The organism is Cyclobacterium sp. SYSU L10401 (genome assembly GCF_010993705.1).
Classification (GTDB): Bacteria; Bacteroidota; Bacteroidia; order Cytophagales; family Cyclobacteriaceae; genus Cyclobacterium.
The window spans coordinates 187,562-213,383 of sequence record NZ_WOFO01000004.1 but is presented as its reverse complement, the minus strand read 5'-3'; the positions used below and the strand labels follow the sequence as shown (position 1 = coordinate 213,383).

Here is a 25,822-nt window from a genome sequence, read left to right as displayed (position 1 = left end):
ATAAACCTTTTACAAATTATGAAATTTAAATTACAAAAGACAATCTATATGTTGTCACGCTACTTCCTTTATGGATTTTCCCTGCAACTCCTGGTATTGAACCTGGTTTTGGCAGGGAATGTTAGTGCCCAATTGGAAACCATTGATAAGGTTTGGGTCAATTTAAGTCAAAATGAAATGACTTTGGGTAAGTTTTTCAGCCAAATCGAATCCAAAACACCCTATACCTTCTCCTATGACCAAAAAGATGTGGATCCGGAAAAGAGGGTAATGTTGACAGATCAGCGAGCCAGCGTGGAAGCGATGCTCCAGGAAGTGGCCGTGCAAACTTCCCTTGGTTTTCGGCAGGTCAATGATCAGATTGACGTAAGAAAGGTAAACAAGGTATCCGCTAACGTAGAAACATTGGTGGAAATCACCATTAGTGGAGTAGTAAAGGATGAGGAGGGAGAACCCCTGCCTGGAGCTACCGTCTCTGTACAGGGTACTTCTACGGGTACGGTTACCGATCTGGACGGGAGCTATTCCCTGACAGTTCCGGATGATGCGGTGTTGGTCTTTTCTTACATAGGATACGACAGCCAAACAGTGACCGTGGGCAACCAGACCACCATCAATATTACCATGAGCATGGACGAGTCCTCTCTGGAAGAAGTAGTGGTAGTGGGATATGGAACACAGAAAAGGAGTGATCTGACAGGAGCCGTTTCCTCGGTAAAAAGCGAGCAACTAACCGCCTACCCGGCAATTGATGCGGTTCAGGCCCTTCAGGGCCGGGCTGCGGGTGTACAGATCCAGGCCAATAACGGTGCCCCCGGCGCAAGCCTTAAAGTTCGGATCAGGGGAGGTACTTCCATTAACGCCAGCAGTGATCCTATTTTTGTAGTGGATGGATTTATTGGTGCTGCCATGCCACCTCCGGAAGACATCGCGTCCATTGAAGTACTTAAGGATGCGTCTGCTACTGCGATCTACGGATCCAGAGGCGCAAACGGAGTGATCATGGTGACGACCAAAAGGGGGAAAAATGGTGCTGCCAAAATCGAGTTCAACACTTCCTACTCCATGCAAAACGAAATTAATCGATTGGATTTGCTGAATGCAGAACAATTCAATGATTACATTTCCGATGCCAGGCCCAATATTGAGCCAGCGGGTGGAGATACCGACTGGCAGGATCAGATTTTTCAGACAGGAGGCATTCAAAATTACCAGCTTTCTATAAGTGGAGGTACAGATAATGTCAATTATTACGTTTCTGGAGCCTATTTCGACCAAAAAGGGGTGATCATCAATTCGGATTTCAACCGATTCAGCATCACCAGTAACCTGGATATACAGGCTTCTGAGAAGCTCAAATTGGGTGTGAACCTGTTTGCCAGAAGAAGTAGCAGCGACGGGGTCCGAACACAGGAAGGTTCCGGTGGCCTTACGCCGGGTGTGGTAGCTTCCGCATTCAAGTTTGAACCCGACCAACCCATTTACAGGGAAGATGGAACCTTTACCGTTGCCCGCTTGAATGATCCGCACGACAATCCCTATGCGGTGGCCACCCAATTGATCAATGAAAATGTAAACGATCGGTTTCAGGGCAATTTCTTTGCAGAATACGACCTGTCTGACGACCTGAAATTCAGGACTACTTTCGGTGCCACTGCCAATGCCAGTCGTACAGGATTGTATTCTCCCACAACGGTAACAGAAGGAAGAAATGTAGGTGGGGACGCACGGATAAATGCCGCCAGGAATACCCTTCTTCTGAATGAAAATTACCTGACCTATACCAAGAATTTCGCCGGTAACCATACCTTTTCTGCCATGGCAGGGTACTCCTATCAATCATCAGAAAATGAAAATTGGGGAGCAAGAGGTACTTCTTTTATAACGGATGCCTTTTCATTCTGGAATCTTGGTTCCGCTGCGGTGTGGCAAACTCCAAATTCAGGTCTTACCGATTGGAGGATTTCTTCTTTCTATGGTCGCTTGAATTATTCCCTGGGTGACAAATACCTGGTAACATTCAATGCCCGTTATGATGGCTCCTCTACCTTCTCAAGGAATAACAAATGGGCCTTTTTTCCTTCCGGTGCCATTGCCTGGAACATGAAAAACGAGCGGTTTCTGGAATCCTCGGATCTGTTAAGTTTCTGGAAGTGGAGGGTAAGTTACGGTATTACAGGAAATCAGGCGATTTCTCCCTACCAGACCTTGGCTAGATTTTCACCGGTATTCACGGTGATCGACGGTGTTCCTGTCAACGCAGTTCGGCCTACTACTGTAGCCAACGATAACCTTACCTGGGAGACCACCGCTCAACTGAATATAGGTACGGATATCGGATTCTGGGATGACCGGGTGACTTTGTCTGCGGAATACTACCGCATGGTCACCTCTGACCTGTTGTTTGCTGTTCAATTGCCTCAGTATTCAGGCTATACCAATCAATTGAGAAACATCGGTGAGGTGGAAAACAAAGGAGTGGAATTAACCCTGGGATCAAGAAATTTGGTGGGTGCTTTCCAATGGGATATGGACATCAATTTCTCCAGAAACCGGAATACCGTATTATCCCTTCCTGAGGGTACCGACATACAGTATGGATCCGGACCGGGACATATGGTAGGACTGGGTACCACTCAGCTGCTCAAAGAGGGGTCTCCTGTTGGAAGCTTCTTTGGATGGGTTTATGATGGGGTATACCAGGAAGGAGAGGATTTTCTTCCTGGTGGAGGATTTGAACAAACGCCGGGAGGTGAAAGATTCAGAGACCTGAACGGAGATGGCACCTTAAACAGTGACGACAGGGAGATTATTGGGAATCCCCATCCTGATTTCTTCTGGGGATGGAACCATGATTTCCGGTACCGTAACTTTGACCTGAATATTTTCTTCCAGGGCTCCTTTGGAAATGATATTCTGAGTTACACCCTGATGGAGTTGGATTTAATGTCTGGTATCAACAACGCTACCACAGCGGCTTTGAACAGGTGGACACCTACCAATACACAAACAGATATTCCCCGAGCCTTTAATGGCAGGACCAGGAGGGTTTCGACCCGTTGGATTTATGATGGGACCTTTACCAGATTGAAAAATCTTTCCCTGGGCTACAATTTTCCCAAGGCGATGGTGGACAGGTTGAACCTTTCCAGATTAAGGGTATATGTCAGTGCTCAAAACGTGTTGACCTTTACCGAATATGAAGGTTACGATCCCGAGGTCAATTACCGTTCCGGTGGTGCTACGGACGGAAACCGAAACCTGGGACTGGATTATGGAAGTTATCCCAATGCGAAGAACTACACCGTGGGAATAAATGTAGGATTTTAAAATAGCCACCAAAACAGAAATAACCATGAAAACGAAAATATATAAATCTTTGGTTTTGGCCATGACCTGCTGGATGGCAGGCTGTACCGATCTGGAAGAAAAGCCGGTAGGATTATTGGCTCCGGAGAGTTTGTTTAATTCTGCCAATGATGTAGAAACGGCAATATTCGGCGCTTACGGCTGGATGGCCTCTGAGAGGTTGTACGGAAGGCAATTTGTAACTGCGCTGATGCTGCGGGGAGATATGGTAGATATTGGTGATCGTGGCACCCCTGCCGAGCGGCAGCAGGTGAATGATTTCAATATGGATGACAACAACGGGATGGTCAGGTCTTTTTGGCCTTATTGGTACCAGACCATCAGTGCAGCCAATGCAGCCATATCCGGAGCCGAAAGCCTTGATCTTCAAGAAGATGTCAACAACAGATTGGTAGCAGAAGCCAGGTTTGTCCGTGCTTTTAGTTACTATCATTTGGTAAGGGTTTTTGGTGATGTCCCCTATATCGATTATTTCATCAATGACCCGGAAGCGGTTAAAGATATCTCCAAAACCAGTTCTTCAGAAGTTTACCAGGGAATAGTAGCCGATTTGGAATTTGCCAAACAGTGGCTACCAGATAACCAGCCCAACGATGTCCGGTCCAGACCTACCAAGGGTACGGCTGCATCTTACCTGGCCTCGGTGCACCTTACGCTGGCCGACTACCCCAAAGCCTATGAGGAAGCCAAGTGGGTAATCGACAATAAAGGTAGGTTTGGGTATGAATTGGAAGCCGATTACCAGGACCTTTTCCGTGCAGAGATGGCTGATAATTTGACAGAACACATCTTTTCCCTGGACTTTTTAGGCCAGCAGAATGGAGGAGGCGGAGCCAATGACGACCTCATGCCACCGATGACCGGCATCCGGGGTGCCGATGAGCTGGGATGGAGCGTTTGTGTTCCTTCCATGAACGTCTACAATACCTGGGATGACCGCGATTACAGAAAGGAAGTTAGCTTCCAGCCCGAAGCACTTACCAATGGCGTGCTAGAACCCTATACTGAATTTGCGAATACGCAAAGGCCTCACATTGCCAAATACAGGAGGTTCCCCGGGAATAGCAATTCTGATGGAAGGTATTCAGATCATAACTATGCAGCCATGCGCTATGCGGAGGTTTTGCTGATCGCAGCGGAGGCAGCTGCCGAAGTAAATAATGGACCTACGGCAGAGGCAATTGGTTACGTTAATGCCATTAGAGAACGGGCCAGGAATGCGGCAGGTACCCAAAATGCTTTTCCTGAAGATGTTTCCGCAGGTATGGATCAGGAAAGTTTTATTGACCTGGTGCTGGATGAGCGAAGGTTGGAATTGTCCTTCGAATACAAACGGTGGTATGACATCAAAAGAAGGCAATTGGGACAGCAGGTTTTTGTCGGGGCAGAAAGCCTGGAACCTCATCCCAATTTCGATTCTAACCGGGATTACCTGATGCCACTACCCAGAATCGAATTGGATGTAAATCCCAACCTGGGACCGCAGAATCCGGGTTACTGAGTTCTGGTTTCAGATAAAATAAAAAAGGCGGTGGAAATTTTCACCGCCTTTTTTATTTCCAATCTGTAATTCCTTATTAAACCCGAATTAGCCTATCTATTACGACCTTAAACTGCTTCAAAATCAGCCGCTAGGTTGCCGTTTTCGATTTCACCAAAGCGATGCGATGCCTCAATATCCAAACTGTTTGATTTTCTTGCAGTTTCAGCTCTCATTACGATTCCTAATGCATAGTCCGGGTTAAAGACCATCATCAGGATATGTGCGGTATGGTAATGGAAAGCCGAACAGGTATCATTATACCGGACAAAGCAAAAGTGGAACCGTAAGGCACGCACACAGGCTAAAAATCAGCCTCCCTCAAAATCAGGATTCCTGATCTGCTTATTTCAGATCTGCTTCAATGAAAAAATGCTTGTCAAAACCTGCGGAATCACCGATAATTATTTAAATCCCCCAAAGTTTATCAATAAACGGGAAACTCCTTTTTCAACCCGTCGAAATCATCGATCATCTGCCATTTGTCCTCTGGTATCCTTAGCCTTGCATTGGCAGTGGCAGGTCCATATTGAACGTAAGTGAGGGCACTGGCGAGTCTGAACTCCTTGATATCACCCCAATTGGCAGAAGGGTCGTCTGCTGCCGGAATGTCTACAGGGAAACCATCAAAGTACTCGGCATTGCCTGCTGCATTGGCAATGGCAAAGGTAATGGGTACCAATTCAACGTCGTTTTGAGCCAGCACGGTATTAAATTGGGAAAGGGGAAATGATCCTACCGGCTTGCCATAAGTTCTTTGTCCTACCAATACCACATCCATATAAGGTTTCAGGCAATTAATCATCAATTCGCTGGCGGAGGCAGATCCCCTGGAAGTGATAACAATCAGTCTATCCAGGGCGATATCCCTGCTTTTTTCAAACCTGTAAACTTCGTTGAGGTTGCTTTTCTCTTCATTTAAGGCATTGGTATACATCAACTCACCGTCTGCAGCAGCTGGGATCAGTCCATTCATGATTTGCTCAGCCACATCTACGGATCCCCCACCATTGTACCTTAAGTCTAATATAAGTTCTTCAATACCAGCAGCCTCAAAATAGTCCAGGGTTTCTTCCACTTCTGTGCTTCGGTTGGGACTTAATCCGGCAGTGGCTTTGAAACTATTGTACACCCAATACCCGGTTTTTTTACCACCGGTTTCGATTACATTCTTATACAAGACAGAATTCGCCTGGTAATCTGCCTTGGTATTACTGCGCGTAGTGGTGCTCCCATCTGGTAACCTGAAAGTAAATGAATTGGAAACGCCTGGCCGGTTTTCACCCAGTTCAAAGTTATAGCCACCTGCTCTGCGGTAATCAGCTATCGGCTTCCCATTGATTTCAATGATCTCCCAACCCCTTTGCCAGCCATCTTTACCTGCAGGAGATTCTTCGTAGACAAAGGACACATAGAGTCTGTCATCTTCTCCCAGGGCAAAGCCAAAGCCATGACCGGCATTCTGGCCTGTAAAGGCCTTATTGAATTCCTCTCTGGTGGTAAGGTAAGACCAACGGTCCAATTGCAGGTACATCAAATCAAACAAGAGTTCATCATTGGTGCGGTAACGATTTACATCCAGGGAAACGGGTAATTGATCGTTCCAATAATACCACTCCTGCATGCTTTCGTAAATGGCCTCTTTTACCAGATTTGGGTTTTGAGGCATTTCCACTACATCGTCCTTACAGGAAACAAGCGTTAAGGCCATTCCCAGAAGAATGACAAAAACCAACTTTTTAATATTCATCAACATGTCCATTCTGCTTAAACTTCTCATTAGTAACGAATTCAAAGTTCATTTGGATGCACAAATTCCAAACAAATCTATCTTGAGGATAAATTTCCCCGACCCGAATATAGGAATTGGGAAAATTATTTCTACAATTTTACAAACCTCTTGGCATCGGTTATTGTTACATCTATGCAGTATAAAAAAAGATTAGGAGATGACAGAAAAGACAAAAAGTCAAAAGACAGATAAACATAAAATCATAGACGGGTATATCCAGCACATCCTGGAAAACGGCAGAGAACCCGTTTCTATTTATAAGTTTGCCAAAGATTTAAAAATGCAGGAGGCTGCATTTTATGACCATTTCAGCACTTTCGACGCCATCAAGAAAGCCGTTTGGGAAATGGTTTTCGATCAGACGTTAACCAATCTGGAAGAGCAGGACGTCTATAAAAGCTATAGTGCAAGAGAGAAGCTCCTCGGATTTTTCTTCACCTGGATTGAAGAATTAAAAAAAAGGAGGTCCTACCTGCTTACCGTATATGGCAAGGACCTGTTAAAAGATAAAAATTTCCCTCTGGAGATGAAGGGCTTCAAGTCCAATTTCAAGGACTTTGTCAGTGAAATTATCATGGAAGGCAAGGAGACGGATGAAATTGCCGAAAGACCTTATATAACAGATCGTTACGATGAGGCCCTTTGGCTTCAGGTGATGTTTGTGTTCAGGTTTTGGTTGAAGGATGATTCTCCCGCTTTTGAAAAAACAGACGCTGCCATAGAAAAATCAGTTAACCTGGCTTTTGATTTGATGGGTAAATCCGCAGTGGATAGTTTTGTGGATTTTGCGAAATTTTTATTTCAATCCAGATAGGTCATGACAGAAAAACTAAAAGAGCAGCAAAGCATCCCTGTGTCCAAGGTGCAAAGGGCAGCAAAATTTATCAGTACCGGGGCAAGGGTAGGGGGAAATTACATGAAGCATTATGCTAAAAAGGTGGTAAATCCCTCCATGAACAGAGACGATCTGGATAAAAACAATGCCTCTGATATCTATAACTCATTAAGCGAATTGAAGGGGAGTGCCTTAAAAGTGGCACAAATGATGGCCATGGATAAGAACATGCTGCCCAGGGCCTATCAGGACAAATTTACCATGGCCCAATACAGTGCTCCTCCCTTGTCCTATCCGTTGGTTGTGAAAACTTTCCAGCAGCATTTCAAGAAAGGTCCTGAAACCATTTTTGATACCTTTACATTATCTGCGGTGAATGCAGCTTCTATCGGTCAGGTCCATCAGGCAACGAAAGAAGGTAAAGTTTATGCAGTAAAAATCCAATATCCCGGTGTTGCCTCCAGTGTACGCTCAGACTTGAAATTGGTAAAGCCCTTTGCCTTGCGCCTTTTGAATATGAATGAAAGGGAGCTGGATCATTACATGGAGGAAGTGGAGGAGAAACTTCTGGAGGAAACAGACTATGAATTGGAAGTGCGGCGCAGTAAGGAAATTTCTGAGGCATGTTCCCATATTGCCGATTTGCAGTTTCCGGAATATTACGAAGATTTAAGCGGCCCAAGAGTCATTACCATGGATTGGATGGAAGGGCTTCACCTGAGGGAATGGCTGGCGACCAATCCGGATCAGACTGCGAAAAACCGGATCGGGCAGGCTCTCTGGGATTTTTATCATCACCAGGTTCACGAGCTGAAGCAGGTTCATGCCGATCCACATCCTGGAAATTTCATCATTCAGGAAGGTGGCCAACTGGCCGTGATTGATTTTGGTTGCGTGAAGGTGATTCCCGAAGATTTCTATACCGGATACTTTTCATTGATTAAAAAAGATCTTTTGATCAATGAAGATGAACTCAATCAGATCTTTTATGGCCTGGAATTTATCACTGACAAAGATACAGCCGAGGAAAAAACCTACTTTAAAAATATTTTCAAGGAGATGATATCCCTATTGGGTAAGCCCTTTCATGTAGCCCATTTTGATTTTGCAGATGATGGTTATTTTCAGCAAATTTTTGCCCTGGGGGATAAAATATCCAATGACAAGATGTTCAGGAAATCCAAGCAGGCCAGGGGTTCCAGGCATGGACTGTATATCAACCGGACGTATTTTGGCTTATATAACCTGCTGAATCAATTGCAGGCCTCGGTAGATACTACCAAACCGGAATGGTTAAAGTAAATGGTGATAAATCCTGTGATTATTACAGGCTTGAGATGATTCTACTGGCCAGTTTGTAGGGCAGGTAGGGGTCTTTGGACTGGTTTACGGTGCCTGTCAGGAAGAGTTTGCGTTCAGGAACATATAGGGCAAAGGCACCGGATAGACCGGTATGTCCTATTATTTCAGGAGATTTCCGGAAAGGTAAGGTATACCGGGGTCTCTCGAACCGGGTTATCCCCAGCCCATACGAGAGGTGCTTGATCATGGGTTTCCAATCTTGAATGGTATCCAATTCTGCCAGGGGAAACAGTTGTCCATGAAAAAAAGCTTTGAGAAAGGTCATGCTGTCTTTTGAAGTACTTACCATGCCTCCTACTGGTCCGAATGAGCTCATGGCCAAGGGTATTTCTAAGGCCCTTTCCTGAAAATAAAATGGTACCGGTGTTCGGTCATATACATCCTTGTAGACGTAGGTTTCATTCATTGACAGGGGCTGCAATTGAAAAGTTGTCAAAGCTTCTTCCAGACTTTGATGGGTGATTTTTTGAACTATTTTTCCGAGAAGTTGAAAATTAGAATCCGCATAAAACACCCGCCTACCTTCACCGGGCTTGAATGGGGGTTTTAACTTCTTAATGGCTTTAAGCCAATCGTTTGACTTCCAGGATTGATCTTTACCGGAAAAAAGGTCTTCTCTCAGGCTTTTCCCCCCACTAAACGAAAATTGAAAATAATCGGGAAGCCCTGAAAGGTGAGAAAGCAAATGTCTTATCGTAATTTTAGGGGTAAAATCCTGCCCCTGAATGATGCACAGGCCCTGATAGGCTTCTTCTTCAAGGAATTGGGATAGGGGATCATCTAAATTCACCTTGCCTCTTACCTTTAACTTTAGTATCAGCGCCAAAAGATGAAGTTTGGCCACGCTGGTAATAAAATAAGGCTGTCCTATGGAAAGGTTTCCAACAGCACCGGTCCAGGAAAGCGGATCTTTTTTTTCTCTGAACAGGGATAAAATGATTCCTTGTAATTTTTCCTGCTTGGAAAATGCTTTCAATTGATTCTGCCAGGCAGTAAAAATCCTTTGGTTGCTTTCACTGGAAGATATCATTTAATGTAAGGATTAGGTATTAAAGGTAAGAAATTTTTTGAGAGTTTAATTTACAAAAGCTTGCAGGAATACCAGAAAAATTAGATGAGGAATATCCTGTATTATTGGCTGAATTTCATTTAATTTGAATCCTACCCAAAAGAGCCCTGCCTTATTCCAAAATTGTTCAAACCAGATTATTGATTTATGAATATGACCAATCACCTTTATTCCAGAATTTTAGTTGTCTTGTTTCTGTGTTTTGCCGCAAGCTGCGGGAGCAGGGAAGGGCAGGTATCGGAGGAGCTTCCCCGTGTTGCCATTGCCGGTTTAGCCATTGAGTCCAGTACCTTCTCCCCGGCGGTTACCGAAGAGGAAGCCTTTTTGGCAAGACGGGGAGAGGAGATTTTTTCTTATTACCCCTTCATGCAGGAGGATTCTTCGAACAGACAAAGGGCCCATTGGTTTCCCACCTTGAGAGGACATGCCATACCGGGAGGGATTGTTTCCCGGGAAGCCTATGAATCTCTGGTAGGCGAAACGCTCGATCGGCTCAAAGAAAATTTACCCTATGATGGATTGTTTTTTGACATCCACGGAGCCATGAGTGTGGTGGGATTGGATGATCCGGAAGGAGATTTTATTGAAAGGGTAAGGGATGTAGTTGGTAAAGAAACCCTGATTTCTACCAGCATGGATTTGCATGGAAACGTATCCAGGCGACTTGCGGCCCATTCGGACCTGATTACCTGTTACCGTATGGCTCCCCATGAAGACGCTTTAGAGTCCAAAAAGCGGGCTGTTGATAACCTGCTGGAAAGACTGGAAACAGGAAAAGGCAAGCCCCCCTATAAAGCCTGGATTCCTGTTCCCATACTTTTGCCGGGAGAAAAAACAAGTACAAGGGTAGATCCGGGGAAGAGTCTTTACGCAGAGGTTTATCCCGCCGCTGATCAGGAGGGGGTGGTAGATGCCGCCATCTGGGTAGGATATGCCTGGGCTGATGAGCCAAGAAATCATGCTGTAGTCATGGTGACCGGAGATGATCAGGATAAAGTGAAGCAAACAGCAGAGCAACTGGCGCAAAGCTTTTGGGATAAGCGCAATGAATTTGAGTTCATCGCTCCTACAGCAAGTCTGAAGGAAAGTTTGGATATGGCCGTCGAAAGCGATAAAAAACCATTTATGATCAGTGATATGGGAGATAATCCTACTGCAGGAGGAGCCGGAGATGTGACCTGGACCTTGAGGGAAATACTGGACAGGCCTGAATTCAAATCGGAGGATGGACCATCCCTGATTTACGCATCCATACCGGGTCCTGAATTGGTGGAAGCTGCAATAAGCGCAGGAGTAGGAGAGCAGGTAGAGGCCCATGTGGGAGCAGCCGTCGATGACCGGTTTTCTCCACCTGTTCTATTATCGGGTACGGTAAAAGCAATTACCCATGGGGATAGAAATGCGGAAACTGAAGTAGTTGTGGCTGTAGGCAGTGTGCAGGTGATCGTTACCAAAAAACGAAAACCTTACCACAGGGAAAGTGATTTTACCAATCTGGGATTAAATCCCCGTGAAGCGGATATAGTAGTAGTCAAAATCGGTTACCTGGTGCCAGAGCTTTATGATATGCGTGCAGATTGGATCATGGCCCTTACCCCTGGAGGAGTGGACCAGGACCTGGAACGCCTGGAGTTTAAAAGAATCAACAGGCCTATGTTTCCATTCGATAAGGACATGGAAACGCCTGACCTGAGTGCCCGATTCATTCCCTTGTCTCATGAATATTGATACTGCCAAACGCTGCCTATCTGTCCCGTTTTTGTTGAAATTCAACGAACAACCAGCATTGACTATAGAAACCTGAAATGTTTCGGCCTTTTTCAATCACTTGAATATAGCATTGTGTTGGGGATTTTCGTTATTGAATACCTACCGACTGCATCACACATGATGGTATATCATTTGAAGTAGTATGGCTAAGGATAATTATTGAAAGTATATAAAATGGGTTGGAGAATCGTTTGTGTTTTCTTGGTATGGGTTCCCCTTGCTGTTTATGGGCAGGAAAAGGTAGAGCGCGAATATCGTGTTAAGGAGAAAGAAGTGCCTGCAGAGGCCAGAGAATGGCTGGATGATGCTTTTGAAGGTCGTAAAAGGGTGAAATGGTTTAGGGAAGAAACCTCAGGAAAAAGTAGTTTTGAGGCTAAATTTACATGGGAAGAAGCAGCTTACAGTGTGGAGTTTGACCTTTCAGGATCAGTGGAAGACATTGAAATACAAAAAAACTGGGAAGACCTGTCAGGAAAGCTGAGGGAAAACCTGGGGGCCTATTTTGATGAAAATTACAGCAAATGGAGGATCGAAAAAATTCAGTTACAATATAGTGGTTCTCCTGATGATCTGGAAGATTTCATGGATGAGGATGAAGAGGAGGGAATCCTGACCAGGTATGAAATAGAGTATTATGGAGAGGGAGGTGATGGTAAGCATTTATGGGAAGGTACCTTTGACAAGGATGGCCATTTAATCGATAAAAGAGTCATTATTATTCCACCGGCAGATAATTTATTTTTTTAATGATAAGAATTGTTTGGATCATTTTATTGGCCTTGCCTCTGGAGTTGATGGGGCAGGGGAGGATAACTAATTTCGGGCTGTTTCCGGAATTTCAACTTGGATTTAGCGCAGCAGAAAACCTTAAGATAACAGGGAAAATTGAAAGTCAGCATGGATTGGTAGACAAGGTATCGCAGGAGCGGGCAGATTGGGCTTACTACCACAACCAAACTGATTTTCAGGGATTCGTTGGTACCTCTCTGAATCCTTTTGTTGCGATCACGGGCGGTTACCAGTACCGCCTGGAGTCCGGAAGTGACAACAGTCATCGGGCCATTCAGCAAATCTCTTTTTTACAAAGAAAAGGTACTTACCAAATGGGACACAGGTTCCGGGCAGATCAGACTTTTGCCCCGGATGAGCCGGTAGAATACAGGCTGAGGTATCAGATCTCCATTGAAATACCCATAGAAGGGCAAAGTCTTGATCCGGGCGAATTTTATCTGGTATTTAGCGATGAACCCATATACAGCATCCAATCAGGAGAAAGTGGCCTGGAAAACAGGTTGGTAGCTGCACTAGGCCACCTATCGAAAGGAAAGCAGAAATTTCAGGCCGGAATAGATTACAGGACCGACCGGTTTTTTGATGCTGACCTCAGACAGCGAACCTGGTTTAAATTTGGATGGTACCTTAGTTTATAAGCCTGCCTGGGCTCGTTCCTCCTATCAAAATTGAAAGGTAATTTTTTTATTGTTAATAAACGTCCAGAATTTTATAAGTCCGATTGTTTAAGCTGAATGTATCCCCTTTCTTTTTACCCTGCATCTCTTTATAGATAGGTGCTTTTTGGGAAATCCCAAAAAGCGATTCTCCTTCTACCTCAAAGTTTTCGATGCTCACACTTGGAAAAAAGGTCATTTTGTCCGTATGGACTACTGCCCCTAAAGTGACCTCATCAAAGATGTTGTTTGCCGTTTTCATCTGCTTTAAAAAGTCCAGTTCCTCAACAACAAAGTTCAGCTCATCTGCCATTCTGTTGATGACAATAGCACTTTCATCTTCCTGACCTTGCTGATCATATTCGAATTTGTCACCCTGGGCTTGCTGCTCTCCATCTCTCAATTCCTTGATTCGGGTTCTAAAATCAGAAACTATGGCTTCCTGATATTTGATGGCTTGCTCCATCACTTTCTTTTTGAAGGCTTTTTTATCCATTTTTTAAGATTATCGTGAAAAATGATCGTTGTAGAGGATTTTTGTTGATTTCCTGTTTACAAACTTTAAAGTACGCACAATTAGTTCACTGTCCAAATAAAAGGTAATTATGGTTTGTTTCAAAAGTTAGTGCAGCAACAAATTTGTTTTTTTATTAAAAGTGTTAACTTTAACCTTACTTAAAAACCATAACGAGAGAAATATGAAATTCTTAAAAAGTTTAAAATCCACCGCATTATTGATGGTATTGATGGCATTCTTCTTTTCTGCTACCATTAGTTCCTGTGGCAACAAAAAGACGGATGATACAGAAGAATCAGCTGAACATCCTGAGGGAGAGCATCCTGAAGGAAACAGCGAAGCTGAAGATGAGCACCCCAGCGATGGAGGTGAGCATCCCGAATAAAATATAGGTTTTAAAAACCCACAGAAGGCTCATTTCGATGCTTCTGTGGGGATTTTTTAATTGTTTCTTGAAAAGGTAAATGTAGTCTGCGCTACTGCCGATTGTCCATCTATTTCCAATAGGGGGTAGGCCAGAAAATTAATGGGGCCTGAAGCTGGTCCCGGATTCAGTTCCAGATCTCTACCCCGGCTAAACTCTATGCGATTAGCAGGATGCCGGCCAAAATAATAGGTAGCCAGTGCGGTATACTTATTACCTTCACTAATGTCCACAGGCCACCATTTTCCTTCAGCATAAAACTCCGCCCAACAATGATACCCGTCTATTCCCCCTTCATTCCTATCAGAAGGGATGGCTGCACCGATTGAAAAACGGGCAGGGATGCCTACAGATCTCGCCAGAGAAATGAACAAGGAATGAAATTCGGTGCAATTCCCTGTTTTTGCATCACAGGCATAAACGGCATCACCTTTTCCATATTCACCTGATTTGGCATACCGCATATTGTCAATGATATAATCGTATATGGCCCTGGCTTGCATGAGGTGGCTGTCTTTGTTTTTTTCACCGATAGCCTCCATGGCTATTTCCCGGAACCTTCTGTCCACAGGCATGAGTCGATTGGATGCCAGGTACCGGTCGGCTACCTTTTCCTGTGATGCATAGGGACCCTTCTCCTTTCGCTTTACCTTATAGATCAATGCCACTTCTTTACCACTATCTTCCGGACCCAGCTCCAGGTACAGGATCTGATTATGGTTGACTTTGTCTTCAATCATCCGGTGATTTCCCGGTACTTCCATGGATACCAATTCTACTTCCTGAAAGTCATCGGTCAATGCCATGGGAATCCACATTTCTGCTTCGTTTTCCAGGGATGGAAGCGTGGCTTTATAGTTGAAAACAAACTGATCTTCTCCTTCTATTACCCCAAGCAATTCATTGGTAGCCTCTTCAATGGGTAACTTAAACCAGGTTTTGTCTTGCTTTTGTTTCCAGCTGTAAAATGGTTTGCCATTGAGTTTGTGAACGGATGTAGCGGTTACATCCATGGCGCCTGGTTCTCCCTCCATAAAAAAATCTACATCATAGACATCTCCATTCACATCGGCCAGGTCTACACAAGCAAAGTGGCTTTGGGGGCCCAGATTAGAAAGGTACTCGGTGTGCACCCGGACCAGCTGTAAGCGTAGCAATTTATCCCCGTCTTTTACAACGAAATAACCATCATTTTCTTCGGTTTTGGAATCGATGTATGCTTTTATCCCTTTTTCTATATCGGCTATATCAACCTTTGGGCGGGATATTTCCTTATTTTCCTTCTCGGAGTTGACTTGCTTTTCATTGGATTGACAGGAAAAAACAATGAATAATCCAAAAATCAAAAGGGATTGGGTCAAAAGGAAGTTGCATTTTCCTTTAAGGAAGTGGAATAGTTTGACTTTCATGTATATTCGAAGTGGTTGTTGATTTTTCCAAAGATAAAATATATCCATGGAGGAACAAGAAATTGGGATTGATTTTGAAAACCTATTTGATTTTTACACGGGTTTATTTTCCCTCAGTAATTATCCCTGTGGTACAAGTACGATCCCGGATGGTGACTTTCTAATTAATTTTATTTTATCAAAACCTTATTTGACTATATTGCACCTTTGTTTTTGATTGTAAAACCAAGTGAATTGACAAAAGACCGAACCCATTAATCCACACATTCATGAATTTCACCACTTTAGACCTTATCATCTTTATAGGTTACTGTATTTTAATTCTCATGATGGGATACCTGGTGTCCCGGGAGAAAAAGGGACACATCAAAGATTCCAACGATTATTTTCTGGCCAGTAAGGCCCTTCCCTGGTGGGCAGTGGGGGCTTCATTAATTGCGTCCAATATTTCTGCAGAGCAGTTTATCGGTATGTCGGGATCTGGTTTTGCCCTTGGGCTGGCCATTTCCACCTATGAGTGGATGGCTGCAGCCACGCTGATTATTGTAGCCATCTTTTTCCTGCCGATTTACCTGAAAGAAGGGATCAGTACCATGCCTCAATTTTTATTGAAGCGATACGATAGCAGGGTAAGAACGGTAATGGCAGTATTCTGGCTTTTGGTATATGTATTTGTTAACCTGACCTCTGTGCTGTACCTCGGCGCATTGAGTCTGGAAACCATCCTGGGTGTTCCCCTGATTTACGGTATCGCCGGGCTGGCGCTTTTTGCCATGTTGTATTCTATCTACGGAGGTTTAAAAGCTGTGGCCTGGACCGATGTGGTGCAGGTTTTCTTTCTGGTCATGGGCGGCCTGGCCACCACCTACCTGGCCCTCTCGATAGTTGGTTCCGGTGATGTTTTCGCTGGTTTTGCTTCCCTATTGAAGGAGGCTCCTTCCCACTTCAATATGATTATCAATAAAGGCGAAATGATGATACCTGATGGTGCCGGAGGCCAAAGAGATGCTTACCTGGACTTACCAGGGATCAGTGTGTTGATTGGTGGAATGTGGGTGATCAACCTGAATTACTGGGGTTTTAATCAGTACATTACCCAGAGGGCATTGGCAGCCAAATCATTAAACGAAGCTCAAAAAGGAATGGTTTTCGCAGGTTTTCTCAAGTTGGTTATGCCCTTGATTGTAGTGATCCCGGGGATAGCCGCCTTTGTAATCGTCAACCAGGGTCTGGATTCCTCTTTTATTTCATCCATGACTGATCCTGATTCCGGAATCATTAAGTCTGACAGGGCTTACCCCACTTTACTGCAACTTTTGCCCTCCGGCTTGAAAGGCCTGGCTTTTGCCGCTTTGACTGCTGCCATCGTTTCATCTCTGGCATCCATGGCCAACAGTACCTCCACCATTTTTACACTAGACATTTATAAAAATTTCTTTGACCAAAATGCCTCTGAAAACAAACAGGTTAGGGTAGGGAGATTGACCGCCATCATTGCTTTTCTGGTAGCCGGTATAGTAGCCCCAGCATTGAGTGAATTGGATCAGGCTTTTCAGTATATCCAGGAGTATACTGGTTTTGTTTCCCCCGGGGTATTTGCCATTTTTATTTTTGGTTTTTTCTGGAAAAAAACAACATCCAATGCGGCACTTACTGCCGCAGCTTTGACCATACCCTTGTCAGCAGCATTTAAATTTCTGACTCCTGAGCTGCCGTTTATTGACCGGATGGGGCTGGTATTTCTTATCATTGCCGGCTTGATCATTGTGATCAGCCTGATGGATGGAAAAGGAAAAGACCATCCCAAAGGCATTGAAATAACCAAAGAGCTTTTTGTTACCAGCACCAAGTTTAAAATAGGCGCCATCCTGATATCAGGGATCATTGCTGCACTATACATTGTTTTCTGGTAATTTCACAAATTTAAAAACATGAGACGACTACTGATTGGATACGATGTGGGAAGTTCTTCTGTGAAAGCCACCCTGCTTGATGCAGATTCGGGCAAGGTGGTAGCTTCAGTTGGGTTGCCCAAAGAAGAAATGGGCATAGAGGCCCCAAAACCGGATTGGGCGGAACAGGATCCCGAAACCTGGTGGGATTACATCAAAGCTACGAGTAAGGAGCTGATCAAAAAGGGAGAAGTTAAGCCTGGAGAAGTCAAGGCCATTGGAATATCCTACCAGATGCATGGCCTGGTGATGGTAGATAAGCAACTGTCCGTCATCAGACCAGCCATCATCTGGTGTGACAGCAGGGCGGTAGAGATAGGTAATAAGGCATTTGACGATTTAGGCGGTGATTATTGCCTGAAAAACCTTTTGAACTCCCCCGGAAATTTTACGGCCTCCAAGCTTAAATGGGTGAAAGAAAATGAACCTGCGAAGTTTGAAAAGATACATAAAATCATGCTTCCTGGCGATTTTATCGCCATGAAGCTAACAGGAGAGATCCTCACCTCAGAGACAGGATTATCTGAAGGCGTATTTTGGGATTTTCCCAAAAATGGACTGGCGGATAAACTCCTGGACTATTATGGCATTGATGCAGCCACCTTGCCAAAGGTGGTTCCCTCCTTTGGCCATCAGGGAGACTTATTGCCTGAGATAGCGAGGGAATTGGGTTTGGAAGCGGGTATTCCGGTAACCTACAGGTCAGGAGATCAGCCCAATAATGCCTTTTCCCTGAACGTGCTGGAAGAGGGAGAGCTGGCCACCACTGCTGGTACATCCGGGACGGTCTATGGGGTCAGTACCCAGCCTGTGTATGATCCGAAATCCAGGGTCAATACCTTTGTTCATGTAAACCATACCGCTGCCAATCCCCGGTATGGAGTCCTGCTATGTGTCAATGGAACAGGAATACTGAATAGCTGGCTCAAAAAGCTGTTGGGGCCGCAGGTTGAGGACTACGAACAAATGAATCAATGGGCAGCAGAGGTTCCCATTGGAGCAGAGGGACTGAGTTTTATTCCATTTGGAAACGGAGCGGAAAGAATCATGGAAAACAAGCAGGTAGGAGCACATTTGGCCGGGTTAAACCTGCTGAAACACGATAAAAGACATGTGCTCCGGGCAGGGCAGGAAGGGATCGTTTCGGCGCTTACCTATGGTTTTAACATCATGAAGCAAATGGGACTTAACCTAAGGACGGTAAAAGCCGGCAAGGCCAATATGTTTTTAAGTCCGCTGTTCCGGGAAGCCTTTGTCAATATGAATGACGTTGCATTGGAATTATACGATACAGACGGTGCTCAGGGTGCAGCCAGAGGAGCGGGAATTGGTGCAGGCATATACACTGGTGCCAGGGAGGCCTTTCAAGGCCTTGAAAAAATACAGGTTTTCGAACCTGAAAAGCATAAGCAGGAAAGTTACCAGGCAAGCTACCGGCAGTGGGAAAATAGCCTGCAACAGGTCAAATAAATAGTAGAAACCAAAAGTTATTTTAAATACCTAAATACAAAATAATATGTCAAAATCATTTTTCCCAAAAATCGATAAAATCAAATTTGAAGGCAGGGATTCAAAAAACCCTTTGGCATTCAGGTTTTATGACGAAAACCGAATCATTGGTGGAAAAAGCATGAAAGATCACTTTCGCTTTGCCATAGCCTATTGGCACAGCTTCTGCGGCACCGGCAATGATCCGTTCGGTCCCGGCACACTCATCAGGGAATGGGATAAGGCTTCAGATCCTATCCAACGGGCCAGGGATAAAATGGATGCAGCTTTTGAATTTATTGGTAAAATAGGAGCCCCCTTTTATTGTTTTCATGATGTGGATCTGATCGACGAGGGAGAAGACCTGGCTACCTATGAAAAGCACATGCAGTCCATTGTAGATTATGCCAGGCAAAAACAAAAGGAAACCGGCATCAAATTACTGTGGGGTACTGCCAATGTATTCAGCCATCCCCGCTACATGAACGGGGCAGCTACCAACCCCGATTTCAATGTGGTAAGCCGGGCGGCCACACAGGTAAAAAATGCCATTGATGCTACCATTGCCCTGGGTGGTGAGAATTACGTTTTCTGGGGCGGAAGAGAAGGATACATGTCCCTGTTGAATACAGACATGAAAAGGGAAACCGAGCATTTGGCACAGTTTCTCAGCATGGCCAGAGATTATGGCAGGAAACAGGGCTTTAAAGGCACCTTCCTGATCGAGCCGAAACCCATGGAGCCTACCAAGCATCAGTACGACTATGATGCCGCCACGGTCATTGGATTTTTGAGACATTTTGGCCTGGATAAGGATTTCAAACTTAACCTGGAAGTGAATCATGCCACCCTGGCCGGACATACTTTCCAACATGAATTACAGGTGGCCCAAGATGCCGGCTTGCTGGGCAGCATTGATGCAAACCGGGGAGATTACCAAAATGGTTGGGATACCGATCAGTTTGCCATCAATTTACAGGAACTGACAGAGTCCATGCTGGTGCTTCTGCAAGGACCTGGTTTTACTACCGGAGGGGTGAATTTTGATGCGAAACTCAGAAGAAACTCTACAGATCTGGAAGATTTATTTCATGCTCATGTGGGCAGTATGGATGCCTTCGCCAGAAGCCTGATTATTGCCAACGATATCATGGAAAAATCCGATTATCAGCTCTTGAGAAAAAGGAGGTACAGCTCCTTCGATAGCGGAAAAGGGAAGGATTTTGAAACCGGTAAGCTGGGACTTGAGGCCTTGAGAGACCATGCCGTCAGCATCGGTGAACCTGAAATGATCAGCGGTAAACAGGAGATGTATGAAAATATCCTGAATCAATACATCTGATGATTTCTCGAAAAAAAAGGCTTTGAAACTCAAAGCCTTTTTTTTACCTTTTTTCTTGTTCCAACAGCAAGGTCACTTCTTTTATCAGGGCCTGACTCAGACCTGGAATAAGGTTGAGGTCCTGGTCCCAGAATTCAATTTTTGAAAGCACACTGCTTACCACCTCTTCCGTGGGCTTGATTTTCCAGAGTTGGTCAAAATAATGCAGGATTTCCTGCTTGTCTTTTAATGGAATGGCTTCCCCCTTATAATGTCCCCTGTAAAAAACAATCAAAGCTGCAAAGGCTTCGCAAAGGTGTTTTGGCAACTGGTTTTCTTTTTTAATGTAATCCAGCAAGGAAGGAAGTACCCTGACTTTCCATTTGGAAATGGAGTTTAGGGAAATATCACTGAGCTTATGCTTGATAAATGGATTTCTAAACCGGTCCAAAACCGCTTCAGCAAAAGGCTTCAGGATATCCTCCGGTAAATCCACGGAAGGAATGATTTCTTCAAAAATGGTTTTTTCGATAAAATCGCTTGTTTCGCCATCATCCATGGCTTCTTTTACCAATCGAATACCTTTGAGATAGGCAACGGGTACCAAACAGGTATGTGCCCCATTCAATATCCGAACTTTCCTGGTCCTGAAAGGTGAAAGATCAGAGACGAATTTCACATTAAGCCCGAGTTTGTCTGCCGGAAATTTCTCTGCCAGCTCTTCGGTGCCTTCAATGGCCCAGAAATGAAAGGGTTCGGCCATTACCATTTGTTCATCCCTGTAGCCCAGGCTTTCTTGTATTTTATTGGCAGCATCCAGTGGAAAACCAGGTACTATTCTATCTACCAGTGTATTGCAGAAGGTGTTGTGTTTGACCAGCCAGTCTTCAAAGGTGCCTGGCAAATTCCATAGATCCACATAGCGCAGGATATTTTCCTTTAGTTTTTGGCCATTGTTTTCCACCAATTCACAAGGCAAAATGAACAGGCCTTTTTCAGGATCTCCATCAAAATGCCTGAATCGCTGAAAGAGTAGCGCAGTGAGTTTTCCCGGAAAGGATTCGGGAGTAATGGTCCAGTCTTTGTCTTTTTCCTCAAAATAGATACCGGCCTCCGTGGTATTGGAGAAAATAAAGGTCAGTTCCGGACTATTTGCCAGCTCCAGAAAAGCCTTGTAGTCGATGTATGGATTAATGGCACCTCTCACACAACTGATCAATTGATTTTCCTCTACGGTTTTTCCTTTGTAAAAACCCCTGACAATCAGATGATAAAGGCCTTCCTGTTCATTGATTCCCCGGGCAGGTTTTCTACTGTGTACCTGCACCATTTGTATGTCCCCGTTAAATCCAGTTTGATCATTGAGAACTTGTACCATCCAATCCGCAAACCCCCTTAAAAAGTTTCCTGTTCCGAATTGAACAATTTTCAAGGGTCTTGTAGCTGTATTCGCTGTGTTTTTTCTGTTTAATGGTTTCATTTTTTACTATATAGACTAATTAGGGTTATTATTTTTGCGCATTACAATCTCCGGGAAGAGTCCCTGATAATCAGGTTGGCATCCAGGACTTTTTTTACTTTAGGCTTGTTTCTCTGGTCCGCATTAATCATTTCGAAAAACAATGCCGCGGCACTTTGTCCCATATCAATGGCTTTTTGATCCACAGTACTGAGCGTAGGCTCAGTAAAGGCAGTGAAAGGCTCGTTACTGAAACCGACCAAGCCTACCTCCTGTGGAATTTTTACATTGATTCGTTTCAATTCCTGCAAAGCTCCTACGATGGCATAATCACTGGCAGAAAAAATGGCATCGAATCCCAGGTTATTATCCAGCAGTTGGAGGGTGCTCTTTTGCCCACCATCCAATTGCATGTTGCTTTCAACTACTAATCTTGGATCAAAATTTATACCATTGTCAATAAGGGCTTGCTCATATCCTCTAAGCCTTTCCTGATAAATTCTGATTTTCATATGGCTGGTAAAATGGGCAATGTGCCGGTAACCCTGTTCGATCAGGTGGGTAGTAGCCTGATACGCAGACAGGTAATCGTTGATGATCACCTGATTGGCTTTCAGTTCATCTGTGGTTCGGTCAAAAAATACCAGGGGGATCCCTTTTTGCAGTACGGCTTCAAAATGCTCGAAAGTATGGGTGTTTTTCCCTAAGGAAACCATGATTCCATCTACCCTGGCATCCAGAAGGGCCTCTATGGTTTCTACTTCTTTATTGTAATCATCGTAGGACTGGCTGATCATCACTTTATAATCGAGGGCATTGGCATGTTCCTCAATGCCGCGGACTATGGAGGAAAAGAAATTCCTGTTGATCGTAGGTACAATGATACCAATCAACTTGCTTTTACCATGGCGTAGAGCGGCCGCTATCCTATTGGGTTTATAATTGATGGCCTTCGCTGCATCCAACACCATTTTCTTCGTTGTCTCACTGATCCTGGGGTGGTTGTTCAGGGCCCTGGATACGGTAGAGGCGGTAACACCAATTTCCAAAGCAATATCATGAATGGTGATTTTTTCTTTCTTTCTCATTTAGTTGTTATGGAAACAGAATATTGGCCACCATGGCTTTCGGGCCATTTAAAATGAATGATAAGGAAATATTCCAGCAAATGCAATCGATTGCGCTAATATATGTTTTATTCTTTTGCTTTATTCTTTATATTTAATTCCTTGTTGTTCCATCAGGACCTAATATCAGAAGTATGCCAAGTCCTGTATCAATCAAAACAATTTTAAATATCGTATTTAAATAATTTAACTAATTATTATCCAATTAATAAATTTATTCATATGAAAATCAATAGTAAATTTTGGTCACCTGTGGCTGCATCAATTTTACTTTTAGGCGTGTCATGTTCCAACGAAAAAATGGAGGAGGAAGAAGTGAAAACAACCTTTACCGGAGAAAAGAACGAAATCAAACTGCTTACCCTGGATCCGGGGCATTTTCATGCCCACCTTGTAAAAAAGTCCATGTATGATCAGGTGGATCCAAAAGTTCATGTTTATGCGCCCGATGGCCCGGAATTGAAGGCCTACCTGCAGGCCATAGAAAATTACAATACCCGTACGGATGATCCTACCAGCTGGGAGCTGGAGGTATACAAAGGGGATGATTTTCTGGAAAAAATGCTCAGGGAAAAGAAGGGTAATGTGATGGTTACTGCAGGAAACAACCAGGAGAAGACGGCCAATATCAAGGCCACTGTAGAAGCTGGCCTTCATGTGTTGGCAGATAAACCCATGGCCATTGATGTTGCGGGCTTTGAAATGCTCAAAGAATCGTTTGACCTGGCCAAACAAAACGATGTGTTGCTTTTCGATATCATGACTGAAAGGTTTGAAATATCCACCATTATGCAAAGGGAGTTTTCCATGATCCCTGAGGTGTTTGGGGAACTGGTGACAGGAAGCCTGGAAGATCCGGCCATCACCAAAGAAAGCGTGCACCATTTTTACAAGCAGGTATCCGGCAGTCCCTTGATAAGGCCTGCCTGGTTTTATGATGTGAGCCAGCAAGGTAACGGTATTGTTGATGTAACCACCCACCTGGTTGATTTGGTTCAATGGGAAAGTTTTCCCGGAGAAATCATCGATTATGAAAACGATATCGAGATGATCAATGCCAGAAGGTGGACCACTGACCTGACGCTGGATCAATTTGCCCGGTCTACGGGTTTAAACGAGTACCCTGATTATTTGGGATCAGTAGTTGAAGACGATATTTTAAAGGTCTATGGTAACGGAGAGATCAATTATAAGATCAATGATGTACATGCCAAGGTATCTGTTATCTGGAACTATGTAGCTCCTGAAGGTTCAGCAGACACCCATTATTCTATCATGCGCGGTAGCAAATCCAATTTGGTGATTCGGCAGGATGCGGAAGAAAATTACATAACAGAACTGTACATTGAGCCGGTAGAGGGCGTGGATTTGGAGGATTTTGAAGAAACCCTTCAGGATCAGGTGGAGAAACTGTCAGCAAAATATGAAGGTTTGGGAGTGGCAAAGGTAGCCGGTAAGTCCGCCTGGCGCATAGAGATCCCGGAGGCTTTCAGGACCAGCCACGAAGACCACTTCAGAGAAGTTACAGAGCGATACATCGAATACCTGACAGACGGTAAATTGCCCGATTGGGAAGTACCAAACATGTTGGCAAAATATTATGTAACCACCAAAGCACTGGAAATGGCGCAATAAACCTTCCGGCTGCTTTACCAAATTTAAACTCATGGAAAACAACAGGAGATCGTTTATCAAACAGGCCGGATTGGCAGGATTTGGCCTGGCCTCTGGCATACCGGTACCAGAGGCTCTTTCGCTTGGTAGTTCAAATAAATACACAGAAATGACTACAAATGATAAAAGCATCATCGGTCCCTATGGGCCCTGGGTGGATGGTCTGATGAAAGATTCCCTACCGAAATTCTCATTTCGGAATGCCGCTTTCAGGGATGTGGATCAATGGAGGGAACTGGCCCTTGAAAAAGCCAGGGAACGGTTGGGTATTCCTGATTTGGGACCGCTCCCGGAGGTGAAAATTCACGATTCTCATGTGTATGATGGCCTGGAAATTGAATCTGTTTCCTGGCAGCTTCCTTACGGCAGACCCACCCGTGCCCTGGTGCTTAAACCGGAAGGCGCTTCTGGTAAATTACCTGCCATTCTTGCCTTTCATGACCATGGCGGCAACAAGTATTTTGGATTGCGTAAAATCACCAAAACCGGTAAGGGTCAGCATGAGTTGATGAGCGAACACCAGGACCACTATTATGAAGGCACCGCATGGGCCAATGAGATCGCCAAAAGAGGTTATGTGGTGATGGTGTCTGATGCGTTTACCTTTGCCAGCAGGAGGGTTTGGATGGAGGATGTGCCGGAGAGCCAAAGATCAGGACTGAACGACAAGGATCCTGAAAATCCCGAACACATCTCCGCTTACAATGATTGGGCCGGGAGGCATGAACATGTGATGGCCAAGTCGCTTTTTTGCGGAGGGACCACCTGGCCGGGAGTTTTCTTTGCCGAAGATAAAGTAGCATTGGACTTGCTATTGTCCAGGCCGGATGTGGATGAAGAAAGGGTAGGTTGTGGAGGTTTATCGGGCGGAGGACTCCGGACGGTCATGATGGCTGGATTAGACCATAGGATCAAATGTGCTGTCTGTGTTGGTTTCATGAGTACATGGACAGATTTTATTTTAAACAAATCCTATACCCATACCTGGATGACTTATATTCCAAGGTTGCCGGAGGAGCTTGATTTTCCAGAAATATTGGGACTCAGGGTACCTCTTCCGACGCTGGTATTGAATGATGAGGATGATCAGTTGTATACCCTTCCGGAAATGAAGAAAGCCGATAATATCCTGGCCAGCGTTTTTGAAAAAGCCGGATACCGCAACCATTACAAGGCATCCTATTACCCTGGTCCGCATAAGTTTGATGTACCCATGCAGCAGGAAGCCTTTTCCTGGTGGGATAAATGGCTTAAAGCTTAAAATAA

Annotated in this window: 19 protein-coding genes; 13 read left to right on the top strand and 6 right to left on the bottom strand. The window is 44.5% G+C overall.

Translation table 11 applies throughout. The features are described 5' to 3' along the window. Positions 1-18: 18 nt before the first annotated feature. Both GL182_RS11610 and GL182_RS11605 read left to right on the top strand, forming a co-directional pair. Positions 19-3,330 (top strand): SusC/RagA family TonB-linked outer membrane protein, encoded by a 3,312-nt coding sequence (locus GL182_RS11610; RefSeq protein WP_163379851.1) that lies wholly within the window; start codon positions 19-21, stop codon positions 3,328-3,330. A 25-nt stretch (positions 3,331-3,355) separates the two neighbouring features. Then, the gene (locus GL182_RS11605; protein WP_163379850.1) at positions 3,356-4,870 is read left to right on the top strand and encodes a RagB/SusD family nutrient uptake outer membrane protein; all 1,515 of its coding nucleotides are present in this window, start codon (positions 3,356-3,358) and stop codon (positions 4,868-4,870) included. A gap of 466 nt (positions 4,871-5,336) precedes the next feature. Here GL182_RS11605 and GL182_RS11600 read toward each other — a convergent pair whose 3' ends face one another. Continuing rightward, complete coding sequence (locus tag GL182_RS11600; protein ID WP_240469793.1) at positions 5,337-6,689, bottom strand: S41 family peptidase; 1,353 nt, start codon at positions 6,687-6,689, stop codon at positions 5,337-5,339. 169 nt (positions 6,690-6,858) lie between these two features. Between GL182_RS11600 and GL182_RS11595 the strand changes: the two genes are divergently transcribed. After that, entirely contained in the window at positions 6,859-7,515 is a 657-nt protein-coding gene (locus GL182_RS11595; protein WP_163379849.1) for a TetR/AcrR family transcriptional regulator, read from the top strand. 3 nt (positions 7,516-7,518) lie between these two features. Beyond that, positions 7,519-8,838 (top strand): ABC1 kinase family protein, encoded by a 1,320-nt coding sequence (locus GL182_RS11590; RefSeq protein ID WP_163379848.1) that lies wholly within the window; start codon positions 7,519-7,521, stop codon positions 8,836-8,838. 22 nt (positions 8,839-8,860) lie between these two features. Here GL182_RS11590 and GL182_RS11585 read toward each other — a convergent pair whose 3' ends face one another. After that, on the bottom strand, positions 8,861-9,928 hold the full coding sequence (locus GL182_RS11585) for a serine hydrolase domain-containing protein (RefSeq protein ID WP_163379847.1): 1,068 nt from the start codon (positions 9,926-9,928) through the stop codon (positions 8,861-8,863). 186 nt (positions 9,929-10,114) lie between these two features. On the opposite strand from GL182_RS11585, the gene GL182_RS11580 reads away from it, so the two are divergent. From GL182_RS11580 to GL182_RS11570, 3 genes are all read left to right on the top strand, one after another. Beyond that, the gene (locus tag GL182_RS11580; protein ID WP_163379846.1) at positions 10,115-11,695 is read left to right on the top strand and encodes a M81 family metallopeptidase; all 1,581 of its coding nucleotides are present in this window, start codon (positions 10,115-10,117) and stop codon (positions 11,693-11,695) included. A gap of 216 nt (positions 11,696-11,911) precedes the next feature. Then, positions 11,912-12,484 (top strand): hypothetical protein, encoded by a 573-nt coding sequence (locus GL182_RS11575; protein WP_163379845.1) that lies wholly within the window; start codon positions 11,912-11,914, stop codon positions 12,482-12,484. After that, positions 12,484-13,167: a DUF2490 domain-containing protein gene (locus GL182_RS11570; protein WP_163379844.1), complete on the top strand. Its 684-nt coding sequence runs from the start codon at positions 12,484-12,486 to the stop codon at positions 13,165-13,167. Before GL182_RS11575 ends, GL182_RS11570 begins: the two co-directional genes overlap by 1 nt. 52 nt (positions 13,168-13,219) lie before the next feature. On the opposite strand, the gene GL182_RS11565 is transcribed toward GL182_RS11570, so the two are convergent. After that, entirely contained in the window at positions 13,220-13,681 is a 462-nt protein-coding gene (locus GL182_RS11565) for a hypothetical protein (protein WP_163379843.1), read from the bottom strand. 202 nt (positions 13,682-13,883) lie between these two features. Between GL182_RS11565 and GL182_RS11560 the strand changes: the two genes are divergently transcribed. Next, entirely contained in the window at positions 13,884-14,087 is a 204-nt protein-coding gene (locus tag GL182_RS11560) for a hypothetical protein (RefSeq protein ID WP_163379716.1), read from the top strand. Between the two features lie 56 nt (positions 14,088-14,143). Here the strand turns inward: GL182_RS11560 and GL182_RS11555 are convergent, their stop codons facing one another. Then, positions 14,144-15,535 carry a transglutaminase-like domain-containing protein gene (locus GL182_RS11555; protein WP_163379842.1) on the bottom strand — a complete coding sequence of 464 codons (1,392 nt, stop codon included), beginning with the start codon at positions 15,533-15,535 and terminating at the stop codon, positions 14,144-14,146. Positions 15,536-15,804: 269 nt separating this feature from the next. Between GL182_RS11555 and GL182_RS11550 the strand changes: the two genes are divergently transcribed. Genes GL182_RS11550 through xylA form a run of 3 tightly spaced genes read left to right on the top strand, consistent with a single transcriptional unit; the run spans position 15,805 to position 20,317 of the window. Further along, positions 15,805-17,448: a sodium/sugar symporter gene (locus GL182_RS11550; protein ID WP_163379841.1), complete on the top strand. Its 1,644-nt coding sequence runs from the start codon at positions 15,805-15,807 to the stop codon at positions 17,446-17,448. Positions 17,449-17,466: 18 nt separating this feature from the next. Further along, positions 17,467-18,957 (top strand): xylulokinase, encoded by a 1,491-nt coding sequence (locus GL182_RS11545; protein ID WP_163379840.1) that lies wholly within the window; start codon positions 17,467-17,469, stop codon positions 18,955-18,957. A 46-nt stretch (positions 18,958-19,003) separates the two neighbouring features. Continuing rightward, complete coding sequence (xylA, locus tag GL182_RS11540) at positions 19,004-20,317, top strand: xylose isomerase (protein WP_163379839.1); 1,314 nt, start codon at positions 19,004-19,006, stop codon at positions 20,315-20,317. A gap of 43 nt (positions 20,318-20,360) precedes the next feature. On the opposite strand, the gene GL182_RS11535 is transcribed toward xylA, so the two are convergent. Both GL182_RS11535 and GL182_RS11530 read right to left on the bottom strand, forming a co-directional pair. After that, entirely contained in the window at positions 20,361-21,776 is a 1,416-nt protein-coding gene (locus GL182_RS11535; protein WP_163379838.1) for a tagaturonate reductase, read from the bottom strand. Between the two features lie 41 nt (positions 21,777-21,817). Further along, a complete protein-coding gene (locus GL182_RS11530) occupies positions 21,818-22,843 on the bottom strand; it encodes a LacI family DNA-binding transcriptional regulator (RefSeq protein WP_163379837.1) in 1,026 nt (341 codons plus the stop codon). Positions 22,844-23,104: 261 nt separating this feature from the next. On the opposite strand from GL182_RS11530, the gene GL182_RS11525 reads away from it, so the two are divergent. Further along, positions 23,105-24,517: a putative oxidoreductase C-terminal domain-containing protein gene (locus GL182_RS11525; protein WP_163379836.1), complete on the top strand. Its 1,413-nt coding sequence runs from the start codon at positions 23,105-23,107 to the stop codon at positions 24,515-24,517. Positions 24,518-24,548: 31 nt separating this feature from the next. Further along, a complete protein-coding gene (locus tag GL182_RS11520; protein WP_163379835.1) occupies positions 24,549-25,817 on the top strand; it encodes a prolyl oligopeptidase family serine peptidase in 1,269 nt (422 codons plus the stop codon). Positions 25,818-25,822: the final 5 nt, after the last annotated feature.

What these genes read in the sequence shown, in the direction of transcription:
- GL182_RS11555 (WP_163379842.1), bottom strand. Translation starts at nt 15,535, where the DNA reads ATGAAAGTCAAACTATTCCACTTCCTTAAAGGAAAATGCAACTTCCTT.
- GL182_RS11520 (WP_163379835.1), top strand. Translation starts at nt 24,549, where the DNA reads ATGGAAAACAACAGGAGATCGTTTATCAAACAGGCCGGATTGGCAGGA.
- GL182_RS11610 (WP_163379851.1), top strand. Translation starts at nt 19, where the DNA reads ATGAAATTTAAATTACAAAAGACAATCTATATGTTGTCACGCTACTTC.
- GL182_RS11530 (WP_163379837.1), bottom strand. Translation starts at nt 22,843, where the DNA reads ATGAGAAAGAAAGAAAAAATCACCATTCATGATATTGCTTTGGAAATT.
- GL182_RS11600 (WP_240469793.1), bottom strand. Translation starts at nt 6,689, where the DNA reads ATGAGAAGTTTAAGCAGAATGGACATGTTGATGAATATTAAAAAGTTG.
- GL182_RS11535 (WP_163379838.1), bottom strand. Translation starts at nt 21,776, where the DNA reads ATGAAACCATTAAACAGAAAAAACACAGCGAATACAGCTACAAGACCC.
- GL182_RS11580 (WP_163379846.1), top strand. Translation starts at nt 10,115, where the DNA reads ATGAATATGACCAATCACCTTTATTCCAGAATTTTAGTTGTCTTGTTT.
- GL182_RS11565 (WP_163379843.1), bottom strand. Translation starts at nt 13,681, where the DNA reads ATGGATAAAAAAGCCTTCAAAAAGAAAGTGATGGAGCAAGCCATCAAA.
- GL182_RS11525 (WP_163379836.1), top strand. Translation starts at nt 23,105, where the DNA reads ATGAAAATCAATAGTAAATTTTGGTCACCTGTGGCTGCATCAATTTTA.
- GL182_RS11560 (WP_163379716.1), top strand. Translation starts at nt 13,884, where the DNA reads ATGAAATTCTTAAAAAGTTTAAAATCCACCGCATTATTGATGGTATTG.
- GL182_RS11585 (WP_163379847.1), bottom strand. Translation starts at nt 9,928, where the DNA reads ATGATATCTTCCAGTGAAAGCAACCAAAGGATTTTTACTGCCTGGCAG.
- GL182_RS11570 (WP_163379844.1), top strand. Translation starts at nt 12,484, where the DNA reads ATGATAAGAATTGTTTGGATCATTTTATTGGCCTTGCCTCTGGAGTTG.
- GL182_RS11590 (WP_163379848.1), top strand. Translation starts at nt 7,519, where the DNA reads ATGACAGAAAAACTAAAAGAGCAGCAAAGCATCCCTGTGTCCAAGGTG.
- GL182_RS11575 (WP_163379845.1), top strand. Translation starts at nt 11,912, where the DNA reads ATGGGTTGGAGAATCGTTTGTGTTTTCTTGGTATGGGTTCCCCTTGCT.
- GL182_RS11545 (WP_163379840.1), top strand. Translation starts at nt 17,467, where the DNA reads ATGAGACGACTACTGATTGGATACGATGTGGGAAGTTCTTCTGTGAAA.
- xylA (WP_163379839.1), top strand. Translation starts at nt 19,004, where the DNA reads ATGTCAAAATCATTTTTCCCAAAAATCGATAAAATCAAATTTGAAGGC.
- GL182_RS11550 (WP_163379841.1), top strand. Translation starts at nt 15,805, where the DNA reads ATGAATTTCACCACTTTAGACCTTATCATCTTTATAGGTTACTGTATT.
- GL182_RS11595 (WP_163379849.1), top strand. Translation starts at nt 6,859, where the DNA reads ATGACAGAAAAGACAAAAAGTCAAAAGACAGATAAACATAAAATCATA.
- GL182_RS11605 (WP_163379850.1), top strand. Translation starts at nt 3,356, where the DNA reads ATGAAAACGAAAATATATAAATCTTTGGTTTTGGCCATGACCTGCTGG.